The sequence below is a fragment of the Clostridium sp. CTA-5 genome, from assembly GCF_054768135.1.
On record NZ_BAAAAT010000008.1, the window covers coordinates 18,478 to 34,661 of the forward strand.

Below are 16,184 nucleotides of genomic sequence, written 5' to 3' on the forward strand. Positions count from 1 at the left end.
GTATTTGGTTGTATAAACTTGCGTATTATAATAGCTTGTGATAAGATATTTTTGTGGAAAAAATAAATAATATAATGAGGAGCGTTAGTTAAACGGATATAACACACCGCTACGGACGGTGAATTAAGGGTTCGATTCCTTTACGCTCTGCCATAAATAAAAGGCTTAGTTTATCAACTAAGTCTTTTATTTTTATTTAAAATAATAAAAATAATATATGATAATAATAAAATATAAAGTTAAGGCACATTCTAAAGATAATAGACTATTATGATTATGGATTTAAACTATTATTTATATAGCAAAATTTATTATACATAACTATATAGAAGTGAAGGTGTAATGATGAAAACTGATATTTTAATTAATTTATTAGATGAACATAATGAAGGGAATTTATTAGCTACAGATAAACTACAACCTAATAAAGTTATTTATTTAAAAAGTAAAGAAAATGAATTATTATATGAAAAATTAGAAAAATATCATAAGAGTATTTTTCCACAGATAGATATTGTAAGTTATAGCATTAGTAATGGGGATATAAAAGGTATTAACGAAATATTAGATAAAATGAGTATAGAAGAAACCATTATAAATATAACAGGTGGAAAAAGAATAAATTCTTTAATATTATTAAACCAAGCATTAATTAGAAAATTTAATATAATATACGTGGATATTTTAAATAAAAGATGGTATCAGTTAGGATTGAATGCAAATGATAAAAGTGAAAAATTTAAAGATATATATTTAGAGGATATATTAAGAATAACAGGTGCGAATATTTTATTAGATTCAACCCAAATAAGTACATATCCTAATATAATAAAAATAACAGAAAAAATATATGAAAATTTAGATATATGGTATAAATATAAGCATCGTCTTTATGATAATAATGTATTTATTCATGATTACACTGATAATAGTAAAGTATTAGTTGATTTACAAGAACTAGAAGAGGAAGAAGTTAAAATATTAAAAGCTTGTTTAAAATATTTAGTTGAAATAGATGGAATTATATATAAAAAGATTAAAAATAAAATAAAGATAAATTTTCAAAAAAATTATTTAAAAAGCTTTATATTTAAAAGTGGAACATGGTTAGAAGTATTAACTAATATAGTGGTTAGAGAAATAAATGAAATAGATGATGTTAAATGTGGAGTAGTATTTGTCTGGAATGAAGAAGATAGTAAAGTTAAAAATGAATTCGATGTATTAGCTGTTAAAGATGATATATTAATATGTATATCATGTAAAGATAGTGCAAAATATGATGAAAATGCATTAAATGAACTTGATGTATATAGTAAAAGACTGGGAGGAATTAATGCAAAAAAAATATTAGTAGCCACAAAAGAACCAAATAAAAAATGCATAAATGAAAGAGCTAATGCTATGGGAATAAGTCTTATAATTTTAGATAGAGATATTAAAAAATTCAAAAATAGTTTAAAAACTATAATTAATAGTTAAAATTAATGCTCACTCTTAAAATAGAGTGAGCATTAATTTTAACTATTAAATTTTATACCAATTTTTTCACCAAATAAAACTTTACATTCATAGCCATTTTTTGACTGATATAATATATCATCATCTATTTTAATTTTGTTTTTTTCAAAAAATAGAATAGTAGTTGATCCACCAAATTTAAAATATCCTTTTTCTTCTCCCTTTTTTACTTTTTTATTAGGAGTATATGTTTGAATTATAGATCCGACACAGGTAGCACCAACTTCTATATTCAATATATTACCAAAATTATCTGATTTCAGTACAGACCATTCTCTTTTGTTTTCGCAAAAGAGCTTTGGAATTGAATTAAGAGCAATAGGGTTAACAGAATAATAATGTCCTTTTATTTTATATGTTTCAGATGGAACCCCAGAGTCTGCAAAATGAAATCTATGATAATCAGTAGGACATAATCTTAAAATCATACAAGTTCCATCTTCATAATTTTTAGCTATTTCATTATTTTTAATTAATTCATTTAAACTATAAGTTAAACCTTTAATCTGAATAATATTATTTAAATCTATATTTTCATAAACAGTAATTCTTCCATCACCAGGAGAAATGAGCACATTATTATCATTTGAAATAGGTCTTGCATTAGGAACTAAACGTCTAACAAAAAAATCATTAAATGATTTAAAGTCAGATACATTTTTTTCTGCAATTGACATATCAATATTAAAATTTTCAACAAAATCAGGAATATTTTTAGCACTAAATTTAGTATCACAAAATTTACCATATATTTTAGAAAACATTTTTCTTTTTGCTATCAATTCAGCAAAATTTTTACCTAATGGTGATTCATAAGTCCACTCAATAAATTTTTTTCCAGCGACTTTTTCCTCTTCATATTCTTTAGTAACTCTATTATATACTTTAATCATATATACCTCTTTCTTTAAAATAATTAAGAAATAAATCAATATACAATGATTTTATCATATATATTAAAAATATCAAAAAATTAAAAATAAAAGGAATATATAGTAAAATAATAGTGGTATAATGAAATTATCAATGAGATTAGAAAATGAGGGATATGTTGTGAATAAAACTAAACGTTTAATTTTTAATTCGGGAATAGAAATATTTTCAAATGCAGGTTACAGAGGGGCAACAATGGATGATATAGCAAAAAGGGCTGGACTTGCAAAAGGAACATTATATTACAATTTTACTAGTAAAGAAGATATTTTTAATTTTATAGTGGAAGAGGGTTTGAATATACTTAATGAGCGAATTTTAAAAGTTAAAGAAATGGACATAAGTTCTATTGAAAAATTAAAACAAACATGTAACATACAGTTAACATTTTTATATGAAAATAAAGATTTTTTTAAAGTAGTAATGAGCCAATTATGGGGAAATGAAGAGAGGCAAATTGTATTAAGAGAAAAAATAAAAAATTATATAAAAGAATTAGAATTTTATATAAAATGCGGAATTGAAGAGGGAAAAATAAGAACAGGAGACAGTAGGCTTATGGCTTATGGAGTTTTTGGTACATTATGTTCTGCAGCTATATATGAATTAATTAATATAGAAAAAATTGACTTAGAAAATCTTATTGAAAAAACATTAGAATTCACATTAAATGGTTTAGCAACTAAATAAAAATTTAAAATATATATAGAAAAAATAAAGGTATTAAAATGTTTATAAAATACCTTTATTTTTCTTTTTAACTAATAAATATTATTATTTACCACTTATTTTTATTTAATAATTATGTTAAAATTATATTTGCTTAATTTTAAATAATATTTAATTGGAGGATTATCTTTTATGATAAATGTAATAATAGATGGAGAACAAATAAAAAGTGAAGAGAATAAAACTATTTTAAAAGTGGCATTAGAAAATGGAATAGAGATACCAACATTATGTTACTTAAATGATTGTAGTAATACTGGAAAATGTGGGGTATGTGCTGTTGAAATAGAAGGAGAAGAAAACTTAGTATTATCTTGTGAAACTTTAGTTAAAGATGGTATGGTTATTAAAACCAATTCTGAAAAAGTTCAAGAAGAAATTAAATCAAAAGTTTCTAATATGTTAGATAAACATGAATTTAAATGTGGACCATGTAAGAGAAGAGAAAACTGTGAGTTTTTAAAATTAGTTATAAAAACTAAGGCTAGAGCAAGTAAACCGTTTATAGTTCCAGATAAATCTAGTTATGTAGATGACAGAAGTAAATCTATAGTACTAGATAGAACAAAATGTATATTATGTGGAAGATGTGAAGCTGCATGCAGTGAAAGAACAGGTACTGATTCTATTAAGATTATAAATGATAATGGAGAAAGAAAAGTATCATCTATAGAGAATAGATGTTTTGATGAAACTAATTGTTTATTATGTGGACAATGTGTAGCTGCATGTCCAGTAGATGCACTCTCTGAAAAATCTCATATTGAAAGAGTACAAAATGCAATAAATGATTCGAATAAACATGTAATAGTTGCAATGGCACCATCAGTTAGAACTGCTCTGGGAGAGCTTTTTAAAATGGGTTATGGAGTAGATGTGACAGGAAAAATATATACAGCTTTAAGAATGTTAGGTTTTAATAAGATATTTGATATTAATTTTGGTGCAGATATGACAATAATGGAAGAGGCTACTGAATTAGTCAAAAGAATTAATGAAGGTGGACCATTCCCAATGTTTACGTCATGTTGTCCATCATGGGTTAGAGAAGTAGAAAATTATTTTCCAAGCTTTATCGAAAATTTATCTACTGCTAAATCGCCACAACAAATTTTTGGAGCTGCAAGTAAAACATATTATCCTGAAATAGAAGGGTTAAATCCTAAAGATGTATTTACAGTTACTATAATGCCATGTACATCTAAGAAGTTTGAAGCTGATAGAGGTGAAATGGAGAATGACGGCTTAAGAAATATAGATGCAGTAATAACTACTAGAGAATTAGCAAAAATGATAAAAGCTGCAAAGATAGATTTCATTAACTTAGAAGAGGGTGTAGTAGATCCAGCTATGGGAGAATACACAGGAGCAGGCGCTATATTTGGAGCAACAGGTGGGGTCATGGAAGCTGCTTTAAGAACAGCTAAAGATTTCATAGAAAATGAGTCATTAAAAGATATAGAATATAAACAGGTTAGAGGAATAGAAGGAATCAAAGAGGCCACAGTAGAATTAGGTGGAAAAGGATATAATATTGCTGTTATTAATGGATCTAAAAATGTATTTAAATTTATAGAAAGTGGTAAATTAGACGAAAAAGAGTATCACTTTATTGAAGTAATGGCATGCCCCGGTGGTTGTGTAAACGGTGGTGGACAACCTCATGTAAATGCAAAAGAAAGAGAAAAAATAGATATTAGAACAGTAAGGGCTTCTGTTTTATATAATCAAGATAAGGGATTAGAAAAGAGAAAATCTCATGAAAATTCAGCATTATTAAAGATGTATGATAATTATATGGGCAAGCCTGGTGAAGGACGAGCACATAAGCTTTTACATATTAAATATAAAAAATAAAATATTATATAAATATTGTTTCAGAAGATATTAAAAACATATTTCATGTAAATTTTAATGGCGATATTGTAAAAAAACAATATCGCCATTTATTTTAATTATTTATTTGATTGAGAAAACTCTAAGTATTCATCAAAAGTCATAGTTCTATCAACAATAGATCCATCATCTTTGATATCAATAATTCTATTTGCTATAGTTTGAACAAATTGGTGGTCATGAGAAGCAAATAGTATGTTACTATTATAATCTTTCAATCCGTTATTTACAGCAGTAATTGATTCAAGGTCTAAATGGTTAGTAGGTTGATCTAACATTAATACATTTGCATTAGAAAGCATCATTTTAGATAACATACATCTAACCTTTTCTCCTCCAGATAATACATTAGCTTCTTTTAATGCTTCTTCTCCAGAGAATAACATTCTTCCTAAGAAACCTCTTATATAGCTTTCAGATTTTTCTTCTGAATATTGTCTAAGCCAATCTACTAAAGAAAGATTACAACCATCGAAATATTCTGAGTTATCACTTGGGAAGTATGCGTTAGTTATAGTTATTCCCCACTTGAATTCACCACTATCTGGTTCCATTTCGCCAGCTAATATTTTAAATAATGTAGTTACAGCTATTTCATTACCAACAAGAGCAATCTTATCACCTTTATTAACCATGAAATTTACATTATCTAAAACCTTAACTCCATCAACAGTTTTTGAAAGATCTTTAACAGTTAATATATCATTACCAACTTCTCTTTCAGGTTTAAATCCTACAAAAGGATATTTTCTGCTTGAAGGTTGGATATCATCTAAAGTGATTTTATCTAATAATTTTTTTCTTGAAGTAGCTTGCTTAGATTTAGAAGCATTAGCACTAAATCTTGCAATAAAGTCTTGTAATTCTTTAATTTTTTCTTCTTTTTTCTTATTTTGATCCTTTGACATTTGAAGAGCTAATTGGCTTGATTCATACCAGAAATCATAGTTACCAACATAAATCTTAATCTTACCAAAGTCAACATCAGCCATTTGAGTACAAACTGAATTTAGGAAATGTCTATCATGCGATACAACTATAACAGTTCCATCGAAGTTTCCTAAGAAGTCTTCTAACCAATTTACAGCTTTTAAATCTAGACCATTAGTAGGTTCGTCTAGGATTAGTATTCCAGGATTACCGAATAAAGCTTGAGCTAAAAGAACTTTAACCTTTTCTCCACCAGTTAATTCTGATACATTTTTAAAATGATATTCAGTTCCAATTCCTAAACCTTGTAAAAGTGAAGAAGCTTCAGATTCTGCTTCCCAACCATTAAGTTCAGCAAATTCACCTTCTAATTCAGATGCTCTGATTCCATCTTCATCAGAAAAATCAGGTTTTGCATATATCTCATCTTTTTCTTTCATGATTTGATATAATCTTTCATTACCCATTATTACAGTTTCTAAAACTTGAAAATCATCATATTTATAATGTTCTTGTTTTAATACTGACATTCTTGTATTAGGAGCGATTATAACTTCACCAGTATTAGGTTCTACTTCACCTGATAATATTTTTAGGAATGTACTTTTTCCAGCACCATTTGCTCCGATAACTCCATAACAGTTTCCAGGAGTAAATTTAAGGTTGACATCTTCAAAAAGTTTACGTCCACCAAATCTTAGACTAACATTTGATACAGTTATCAATAAATTTCCCTCATTTCATTGCGTATTATTCAGTTATTATACCATAGAATAGCAGTTAAAGAGAATAATAATAAGATTTAAATACTTTTTATTATTGACATTTTTGTAAAAAAGATGGTAGAATTAAGGAAAATTAATTAAATGGAGATAATGATTATGATATGCACTATTTGTAAGACTATACAATTTAATAACGCATATTACTTTAGCTATTATAGATAGAGCTTGTATCAGTTTTTATAGGTACAGGCTAAGCAAGAAACTTGGTTTTGTATCTATGATGGTTGAGGATTTTTATCGTCTTCAAAGTTTACCACATAGAAACAAAAAGCTATGTGGGTGTAGAATATTAGAATTGTAGGAAAGCCGCATAGTAAGAACTATGTGGCTTTATTTTATGTAGGAGGGACAGTAGGAAAAATGGCTAAAAGAGAAAATTTTAAGAGTAGGGCTGGCTTTGTATTAGCTTGTATAGGGGCAGCAGTAGGATTAGGAAACATATGGATGTTTCCATATCGATTAGGTCAAAATGGAGGAGCAGCATTTTTAATTCCATACTTCATATTTGTTTTATTATTAGGATCAACGGGATTAATAACTGAATTTTCATTTGGAAGAAAATTTAAAGCTGGATCAATGACTGGGATTAGAAATGTGTTTAATAAAAAGAAAAAAAGTGGAGGACTATTAATTGGTTTAATTCCTGTAATAGGTTTAGCAGGAGTTTTCATGTTTTATAACGTAGTTGTAGGTTGGATATTAAAGTATTTCACAATGAGTATTTCTGGGGAATTATTTTCTGTAGATGTTAATTTATTTTTTGATGGATTTGCAGGAAATAGTCAAACTATAATATGGAACTTTATTGCAATAGCATTAACACTAATTATAGTTTATATGGGAGTGACAAATGGAATTGAGTTAATAAATAAAATAATAATGCCATTATTATTTCTTATATTTATACTTCTTGCTATAAGATCATTAACTCTTCCAGGAGCTATGGAAGGCGTTAAATACCTTTTGAATCCTAAATGGGAATTTTTATTAAAAGCTAATACTTGGGTTATGGCATTAGGACAAGCATTTTTTACAGTATCTTTAAATGGTTGTGGAATGGTTGTTTATGGAAGTTATATGAAAGATGACTTTGATATACCAAGATCAGCTTTAAGCACAGCAATATTAGATACATTAGCAGCATTACTTGCATCGTTTGTTATAATGCCTGCAGTGTTTGCTTTTAAATTAGACCCTATGGCAGGTCCACCTTTATTATTTATAACAATGCCAACAATATTTAAAGAAATACCAGGTGGAAGAATAATATCAATAGTATTTTTCTTAAGTATTTTATTTGCAGCAATATCTTCATCTATTAATATGTTAGAAGGGCCAGTTGAAGCATTAATGTCACAAACTAAATTGAATAGGAAAAAATCATCTATTATTATAGCGAGTATAGGATTTATTCTATCTATTCCATTAAATTTAAGTATGGGTGCTTTTGATAATTTTACTAACTTTATAACAATAATAGTATCACCAACAGCAGCACTTATAGTATTTATAGTATTTTACTATATGTATGATTCTAAAAAGGCATTAGAAGAAATAAATATGGGAGCTAGCAGAAAACTAGGAATTACGTTTTTAAATTTTGCTAAATATGTTTTTGTATTTATTACTGTTCTAGTTATAATTTTAGGTATCATATATGGAGGAATTGGCTAATTATTATAATAAAATATAAATAGTTATTAAAAATATAGCGATAAAAAAGCTGAGTTAACTTAAAGATATAATTTTATAAGTTAACTCAGCTTTTTTTATTTTATCTATGTTTTAAGTGAATGTTGATATTGTAGCATAAAGCAAATTCCAATGCCAGTTCGCCCTTATACTATAATATCAACACTGTTTCAAAACATAGCATTTATTTTATATAAACACTATATTATATAGAAAAATACACATATAAAGTGACAAAGTGTTCCAAGCATTATAAATATATGAAATATCTCATGTGAACCAAAGACACCTATTTTAATTTTATCTTTTTTTAATGCATATATTATTCCACCTATTGTATACATAAGTCCACCTAATATAAGTAAATTTAATCCAGAAGTAGATAGAACCTTAGATAATGGATAGATTGCAAAAATAGCAAACCATCCTATAACAATATACATAACACTGCTTAACCATCTAGGGCATGTAACCCATAATAGCTTAAATATTATTCCTAAAATTCCAGCAGTAGCAACAGCTGTAAATAATTTATTACCAGTAGAATTTTGTAATGCTACTAAGCAAAATGGTGCATAAGAACCTGTTATTAATACAAATATCATAGAGTGATCTAGTTTTTTTAATGATTTTATTACTTTTGAATTTGCAATAACAGAGTGATAGGTTGCTGAAGCGCTATAAAGTAAAATCATACTAACCCCAAATAGTATAACAGCAAAGTATTCTGTTAATGATCCGTTATTAGTTATTAATTTACTTGTCATTAGAATTAATCCAATAAGTGATAGAATAGCTCCTATTAAATGAGTTAACCCATTTACAGGTTCTCTTAAATATTTAGTCATATTTACACCTCCAAAATTCATCATATAGTTTTTAAAACTATATGATGATATATAAATATTATTATATATAGTAAGTGAAAAGTCAACACATAATTATTATATTTTAATTCATTTTCTTGAATTATATTCAGAATACTATTAATATATAAATATATATGATACATTATATAGTTTTTAAAACTAGATAAGGAGAAAAAAGTGTGAGTAATAAAGATATATTAAATATTATAGAAAATTTAAATGTAGATAAAAAAATAGAACTTAAAGATATACCTGATTTAGATTTATATATGGACCAAGTAATTCAACTTTTTGAAAGTAAATTATCAGTACTTAAAAGAAATGAAGAAGATAAGGTATTAACTAAAACTATGATTAATAACTATGCAAAAGCAAAATTATTAATGAGCATAAAGAATAAAAAATATTCTAAAGAGCATTTAATACTTATGTGTTTAATTTATGATTTAAAAGGGTCTTTATCAATTAATGATATAAAACTTGTTTTAAACAATATAGTTAATAAATATGAAAATAATGAAGAATATGATTTAAGGGCTTTATATGATACCTATTTACAAATCAGTAGTGAGGATAGTGAAGAATTTAAATCATCTGTAATCAATAAGCAAGAGAACTTAAAGAAGTTATTAAATGATAATAATATTACAGGTGATTTTGAAGAAAAGTTTTTACTTATAGGATCTATGATATCAATGAGTAATATGTATAGAAAAATGGGTGAAGCATTGATTGATGAATTTTTTATAGAAGGTGATAAATAAAATGAAAAATTTTAATGATTTACGTAAAGAATTAATTAGCATAGATGGTAGGGGATATAAAGCATATAAACAACTTGAAGGGATGTATGATTTTAATAAGTATATATTATCAATAGACCATGTTCAAGGAGATCCATTTGCATCTCCATCTAGAGTAAGGATAATAATAGATAAAAAAATTTCGGATATTCCAGAAGAATTAGTAAATGATACTTATAAAAAAGTAGCAGTTCAAGATTATTTGACTAGAATATTTTATAAAAATATATATTCATATAGTAGTAAGGTTTTTGGGTCAGGAAAAAGTGGGTTAATTTCTATAAGTAAATGCACACAAGAAATCTTAGATAGAACTTCAATTGTGATAAGTGATAAAAAAATAGAAGCTAGAATAGAAGTAGGATTTCCAGCAAGGGGAAGAAGTGTCCTTTCAAAAGAATTAGAAAAGATTTTATTTGATTTTTTACCTAAGATAGTAGAATCTTCTCTTATTTATAAGAACTTAGATAAAAACAAACTTATAAATCAAGTAAGATTAGTTGAGGATCAAGAAGTTATAAGAAATGAAATAAAAAGAAACAATTTAATTGCATTTATTGCAAATGATTCTATATTACCTAGAGAATCAGGAGTATCAACTAAACCTTTAAGGGAAGGGATACCATTTAAATCTCCTAAAAATTTAGAAGTTAAATTTACTTTACCTAATAAAGGTGAAATTATAGGAATGGGAATAAAAAAAGGTATAACAATTATTGTTGGTGGTGGATATCATGGAAAGTCTACACTACTAAATGCATTAGAGCTAGGTGTTTATAACCATATAGAAGGTGATGGAAGAGAATTTGTAATAACAGATAATACTGCATTAAAGGTTAGAGCGGAAGATGGAAGAGTAATTCTTAAAGATGATATATCATTATTTATAAATAATTTACCTAATAAAAAAGACACAACTAAATTTTATAGTGAAAATGCAAGCGGAAGTACATCTCAAGCTGCTAATATAGTGGAAGGGATAGAGAGTGGAACTAATGTATTTTTAATTGATGAAGATACATCAGCAACTAATTTTATGATTAGAGATGATGTAATGCAAATGTTAGTTTCTAAAGATAAAGAACCTATAACACCTTTTATTGAAGTTGCTAGAGATTTATATAGTCAAAAGGGAATCTCAACGATTATAGTAGTAGGAAGTTCAGGAGATTATTTTGATATAGCTGATAATGTAATACAAATGGATTGCTATAATATAAAAGATGTAACAGAGCAAGCAAAAACTCTTAGTAAAGGAAAAATACTTTCAAAAATACAAGAAAGAAATTCTGATATAAAGATAAATCTAAATAGAGTAGTAAAAAAGGGTAGCATTGAAAAAGGATACAAAGGTATAAAAGTAAAAACTTTAGGTGTAGATGGATTATTTATTAATAAAGAAAATATAGATTTAAGAGCAGTTGAGCAGATTGTTGATAGTGAACAAATTAATACTATTGGAGAAATAATGAAATGGGCAGAAGATAATGTTATAGATGGAAAGAGAACATTGATAGAAATAACAGATGAAATAATGAACTATATAGAAAAGAATGGAATTATTTCAATTAGCAATACAAGAGGTGGCAATGGCAGATTATCAATGCCAAGAAGACAAGAAATAATGTCAGCATTTAATAGATTCCGTGGTTTAAAAATATAACGTAAAGGTTGATATTTTAGTATAAAGCTTACCTTATAGAAGGATTTAATTTTTAAAATTTAAAAACTGCCACAGAATGATTTATCAAAATATTCTGTGACAGTTTTTTTATATTATATTTTATTAAAATTTCTATATTAAAATAATAAATTAGCTATAAGTACAATTATAGGTAATGTTATTAAAGTACGTTCTATAAAGATAATAAATAAATCTTTTAAAGATACAGGTATTTTTGATCCAAGAAGTAATCCACCTACTTCTGACATATATATTAATTGAGTTACTGATGTACACGCAATTATGAATCTAGTCATTTCATTTTGAATAGTTGTAGCTAATACTGAAGGTATAAACATATCAGCAAACCCTACAACTAATGTTTGAGAGGCAGCAACTGCTTCAGGAACTCTTAATAATTTTAAAAATGGAATAAATGGCAATCCTAATATTTCAAAGAATCTAGAGTATTCCGCAATCATAAGAGCAATCCCTCCCATGGCCATAACCACTGGTAAAACTCCTAACCACATATCTATTACATTCTCTAATCCATCTAAAATGAATGCTTTAAAACCTGAATTACTTTCAGCTTTTTCAAGAGCATTTTTTAAACCCCAAGTAAATGGAGTATATTCATCAGGAATAAAGTCTACATTTTCCTTAAGAGGTGTTCCATCTATGTATGTATCCGGTTTTTTACATAGTGGTCTTATTCTAGGAATAATGATAGCAGCTACTATTCCAGAGAATGTAACAGTTAGATAAAATGGAACAAACATATGTGCAAGTCCAACTTGACTTATAACCATCAAGCTAAATGTAATTGATACAGCTGAAAAAGATGTTCCGATTACAGCAGCTTCTTTTTTTGTATAGAATCCTTCTTCATATTGTTTACTTGTTAAAAGTATTCCAATAGTTCCATCACCAAGCCAAGATGTAATACAGTCTATTGAAGATCTTCCAGGAAGTCTGAAAATTGGTCTCATTACCTTTGTTAATAAAGCACCAAAAAATTCTAATAGGCCATGATTAAGTAGTAATGGTAAAAATAAACCAGCAAATAAAAATACTGATGTTAGTAAAGGTAATAAATTAAATAATACCATTCCACCAGTTTTTTCTGACCATATGAATTCAGGTCCTATTTTAAAATAACACATTATTACTAAAAACATACCTATTATTCTTGCAGTTAACCAAGGGTAACTAACATTAAATAGTGAATTTATAAATTTATTTTTAGATTTAAATAATTTAACTAAAATACTTCCAATTGCTGATACTGAAATAAAAATAACAGCTAAAATCGGAAGAATATTTTCTAATAAATTAACTATAAAGTTAGATAGAAATGCTATTGGAATTGTAAAATTTCCATCTATCTTTACTGGAGTCATAAATAATAAAATACCCATTAGTGAAGGTATCATAAATTTTAATAATGAAAGAATGTTTAAATTAATACTTGAATTTTTATTCATTTTTCCCCCTAATTTTTTCATAAATATACAACAGATACTATTTTAATATATAAGGCATAAAAAAGATAGCCCTAATTTATAGCAAATATTTAATTATTATTTCATAAAATTAAAATTAATAAATATAAGTAGTCTAATTTTGCCATTAGTAAATTAAAAGATATAAATTTAAAACATTTTAAAAAATAATTAAGTCGAAATAAAGTAGATGCATATAATGTATTAGTAGTTAAATCTAAATTAAACAACTAAGGAGGAGAGATATATGTACAAAAGTATAAAAAATATGTTTAAAAACTTTTCTATAAGAAGAAAAATAACTACAGGATTTTTAACTATATTGATATTAACTTTTGTATTTATGGGAGTATCATTAAAGGGCTTTCAAAATGTAGCGAATAAAACAAATGATTTATATGAAGGTCCATTTAAAGTTAATGAGTTAACTTGGAGTATAAGAGCAGAATTTATAAGAGTGCAAAAATATATGTATGAAGCTATGAGTGAACCTAATGCAGATAAAATAAAAAATCATATAGATAATTTAAATGAGGAAATGAATGCTTTAGATAATGATTTAAAAGAACTAAAGAATGTGTTTTTAGGTGATAAAAAATTAATAAATGATTTCGAATATTATATGAAAAATATTGAATCGGATAGAAATCAAATTTGTAAATTAATTTTAGAAGGAAAAGACGAAGAAGCAAATGAGATAGTAATGGGAGACTATACTAAGGAAGAAGAACTTGCAAAAAAGGCAATATTAAGTATTTCTGAAAATTCAAATGAACAAGCTGAAGCTTTTGTAAAAAATGCTAATGAATCTAAGGAAAAAGTTATGCTAATATCTATAATAATGTTGATAGTTATATTAATTTTATCAGCTTTAATGAGTAGCATTATAAGAAAAGTTTTGTTAGATGGTATTAATCATATTATGAAGATGTCTAAAAATTTATCAGAAGGTCATCTTAATACTGATTATAGCTATGAATCTAAAGATGAAATGGGACAAATGACTAAAGATTTAAATAATACTATAGAAACATTGAATTTATATTTAAGTGATTTAACAGTAGTGATAAAAAATATAGCAAATGAAAATTTAGATATAGATACTTCAGTAGATTACAAAGGGGACTTCGTACCTATAAAAACTTCTTTAGAAAATATTATAAATTCTTTTAATAATATTTTTAAGAATATACACGAAGTATCTGATTTAGTAGCAAGTAGCTCAGAACAAATTTCATCAACTACTCAAACTTTAGCAGATGGTTCAACTGAACAAGCAAGTGCTGTTGAAGAATTACTATCAAGTTTTAGTGAAATATTAACACGAGTTAATAAGAACACAGAAAATACTAAGACAGCTAGTAATTTTTTTGAAAGTACAAAGAAAATTGTAGAGGATGGAAACATTAAGATGGATGCATTAATGGAATCCATGATTAATATTATAAAATCTTCAAAAGAAATTGCTGCAATAATAGAAACGATAGAAGAAATATCATCACAAATAAACCTTTTATCATTAAATGCTGCAATAGAAGCTGCAAGAGCGGGAGAAGCAGGAAAAGGATTTGCTGTATTAGCAGAAGAAATTAAAGTACTTGCTCAACAATCATCAAAATCAGTAAAAAGTATTACTGGCATTATAACAGAATCTATAGATACAGTTAATAATGGAGGAGAATTAGCTAAGGAAACAGAGCGTGCATTTGAAGCTATTTCTAAAGATATAGATAATATATCAGAATTAGTTAAGGATATAGCAGTTGCATCTGAATATCAATCAAAATCAATAAATGAAATGACAATAGGTGTAGATAAAATATCAGAGGTAATTCAAACAAATTCTGCAACAGCACAACAAACTGCTGCAGCGACCCAAGAATTAGCAGTACAAGCTCAGACATTAGAAAAAGAAATATCTAAGTTTACACTAAAAAGCAAATAACAGGATATAAATTAAATATTACAATATAAAATATAACTGGAGATAATATCCAGTTATATTTTTAAGTGTATTAAGCATGGGCACGCACTAAACGATGAAAGTTTGCAATGGAAGCTAGCAATAATGGCAATTATAAGGTAGAATTTGAAGGAAGATTAAGGCGAAACCTTGGTTTGAGGTGAAAGTGTGTACTTTTACTTGAGTAGATCTGATAGATATGTATCAAAAGAATTAGGGTTTTAGGATATAACCTATGTAGATATATGACTTACAGACAATTATCATCAATATTTTTATATTTCCAGTAAACTCTAAAAATATATTTTATATATATTTATAGTATTGAAAAAAATCTAATATTATATATAAATTTTACAAAAAGCACAAGAAGTTAAGCTAATTATTGATTTAATTGCTATGCAAATATTATTGATAACTCTGAGAGTGTCTTACCCGACTTTTTAATATCTCTTTATATACTTCCATGTTATATCCTAAACAAATGTAAACAGCATTATTTACAATTATTCCATTACTTTTAACTTTAAAATACATTGCATCTAGATAAACTATAGGATAAATCTTATCTAGTGCTCTATTTTACTATTCAATAGCTCCATCCATAACTTTATCAGTAAGTCTAGATACCATTGATTGGGAATCTGTTATTCTGTAAAGATTCTCTATTTCTACTTGAATTTCACTACTTGTAATCCCTTTAGCATAAAGTGAAATTATTTTTTTATCGAATTTATTGAATTCTTAAATGTTTTATATTTATGTACTAATCTCTAATAGAGTTTTGATTTACTTCTAAATTTTACCCATTTGATTTAAGAGAATTTTATTATACAAACTTAATATTAACTTCTGGCAATATCTTAGATTTTCTTCTCATAATAAAATGTCCCCT

The 16,184-nt window shown here is 26.4% G+C and carries 11 protein-coding genes, 1 tRNA gene and 1 pseudogene; 8 read left to right on the plus strand and 5 right to left on the minus strand.

The features are described 5' to 3' along the window. The first annotated feature begins 78 nt into the window (after positions 1-78). Positions 79-153: transfer RNA gene (locus ACYUET_RS14080), tRNA-Arg, on the plus strand. Positions 154-345: 192 nt separating this feature from the next. Continuing rightward, positions 346-1,482 carry a Card1-like endonuclease domain-containing protein gene (locus ACYUET_RS14085; RefSeq protein WP_460280633.1) on the plus strand — a complete coding sequence of 379 codons (1,137 nt, stop codon included), beginning with the start codon at positions 346-348 and terminating at the stop codon, positions 1,480-1,482. Between the two features lie 38 nt (positions 1,483-1,520). On the opposite strand, the gene ACYUET_RS14090 is transcribed toward ACYUET_RS14085, so the two are convergent. Beyond that, a complete protein-coding gene (locus ACYUET_RS14090; protein WP_460280635.1) occupies positions 1,521-2,414 on the minus strand; it encodes a phosphatidylserine decarboxylase in 894 nt (297 codons plus the stop codon). A 160-nt stretch (positions 2,415-2,574) separates the two neighbouring features. Between ACYUET_RS14090 and ACYUET_RS14095 the strand changes: the two genes are divergently transcribed. Further along, on the plus strand, positions 2,575-3,144 hold the full coding sequence (locus tag ACYUET_RS14095) for a TetR/AcrR family transcriptional regulator (RefSeq protein WP_460280637.1): 570 nt from the start codon (positions 2,575-2,577) through the stop codon (positions 3,142-3,144). 171 nt (positions 3,145-3,315) lie between these two features. Then, positions 3,316-5,040, plus strand: coding sequence for a ferredoxin hydrogenase (locus tag ACYUET_RS14100; RefSeq protein ID WP_460280639.1), 1,725 nt, complete (start codon positions 3,316-3,318; stop codon positions 5,038-5,040). A gap of 98 nt (positions 5,041-5,138) precedes the next feature. On the opposite strand, the gene ACYUET_RS14105 is transcribed toward ACYUET_RS14100, so the two are convergent. Next, positions 5,139-6,734: an ABC-F family ATP-binding cassette domain-containing protein gene (locus ACYUET_RS14105; protein WP_460280641.1), complete on the minus strand. Its 1,596-nt coding sequence runs from the start codon at positions 6,732-6,734 to the stop codon at positions 5,139-5,141. Between the two features lie 420 nt (positions 6,735-7,154). On the opposite strand from ACYUET_RS14105, the gene ACYUET_RS14110 reads away from it, so the two are divergent. Beyond that, on the plus strand, positions 7,155-8,468 hold the full coding sequence (locus ACYUET_RS14110; RefSeq protein WP_460280642.1) for a sodium-dependent transporter: 1,314 nt from the start codon (positions 7,155-7,157) through the stop codon (positions 8,466-8,468). Positions 8,469-8,686: 218 nt separating this feature from the next. Here ACYUET_RS14110 and trhA read toward each other — a convergent pair whose 3' ends face one another. Continuing rightward, positions 8,687-9,334, minus strand: a complete 648-nt coding sequence (trhA, locus tag ACYUET_RS14115; protein ID WP_460280644.1) for a PAQR family membrane homeostasis protein TrhA — start codon at positions 9,332-9,334, stop codon at positions 8,687-8,689. 200 nt (positions 9,335-9,534) lie between these two features. Here trhA and ACYUET_RS14120 point away from each other — a divergent pair, with 200 nt between their 5' ends. Both ACYUET_RS14120 and ACYUET_RS14125 read left to right on the plus strand, forming a co-directional pair. After that, positions 9,535-10,119 (plus strand): DUF1836 domain-containing protein, encoded by a 585-nt coding sequence (locus tag ACYUET_RS14120; protein ID WP_460280646.1) that lies wholly within the window; start codon positions 9,535-9,537, stop codon positions 10,117-10,119. Between the two features lies 1 nt (position 10,120). Next, positions 10,121-11,821 (plus strand): ABC-ATPase domain-containing protein, encoded by a 1,701-nt coding sequence (locus ACYUET_RS14125; RefSeq protein ID WP_460280648.1) that lies wholly within the window; start codon positions 10,121-10,123, stop codon positions 11,819-11,821. Positions 11,822-11,958: 137 nt separating this feature from the next. Here ACYUET_RS14125 and ACYUET_RS14130 read toward each other — a convergent pair whose 3' ends face one another. Next, positions 11,959-13,308, minus strand: a complete 1,350-nt coding sequence (locus tag ACYUET_RS14130) for a YjiH family protein (RefSeq protein WP_460280650.1) — start codon at positions 13,306-13,308, stop codon at positions 11,959-11,961. Positions 13,309-13,573: 265 nt separating this feature from the next. Between ACYUET_RS14130 and ACYUET_RS14135 the strand changes: the two genes are divergently transcribed. Next, entirely contained in the window at positions 13,574-15,271 is a 1,698-nt protein-coding gene (locus ACYUET_RS14135; protein ID WP_460280651.1) for a methyl-accepting chemotaxis protein, read from the plus strand. A 426-nt stretch (positions 15,272-15,697) separates the two neighbouring features. Here ACYUET_RS14135 and ACYUET_RS14140 read toward each other — a convergent pair. After that, a pseudogene (locus ACYUET_RS14140) lies at positions 15,698-16,024 on the minus strand (transposase); the annotation flags it as partial. Positions 16,025-16,184: the final 160 nt, after the last annotated feature.

Coding starts and splice junctions, on each gene's coding strand:
- ACYUET_RS14090 (WP_460280635.1), bottom strand. CDS start 2,414: ATGATTAAAGTATATAATAGAGTTACTAAAGAATATGAAGAGGAAAAA.
- ACYUET_RS14110 (WP_460280642.1), top strand. CDS start 7,155: ATGGCTAAAAGAGAAAATTTTAAGAGTAGGGCTGGCTTTGTATTAGCT.
- ACYUET_RS14085 (WP_460280633.1), top strand. CDS start 346: ATGAAAACTGATATTTTAATTAATTTATTAGATGAACATAATGAAGGG.
- ACYUET_RS14125 (WP_460280648.1), top strand. CDS start 10,121: ATGAAAAATTTTAATGATTTACGTAAAGAATTAATTAGCATAGATGGT.
- ACYUET_RS14135 (WP_460280651.1), top strand. CDS start 13,574: ATGTACAAAAGTATAAAAAATATGTTTAAAAACTTTTCTATAAGAAGA.
- trhA (WP_460280644.1), bottom strand. CDS start 9,334: ATGACTAAATATTTAAGAGAACCTGTAAATGGGTTAACTCATTTAATA.
- ACYUET_RS14130 (WP_460280650.1), bottom strand. CDS start 13,308: ATGAATAAAAATTCAAGTATTAATTTAAACATTCTTTCATTATTAAAA.
- ACYUET_RS14100 (WP_460280639.1), top strand. CDS start 3,316: ATGATAAATGTAATAATAGATGGAGAACAAATAAAAAGTGAAGAGAAT.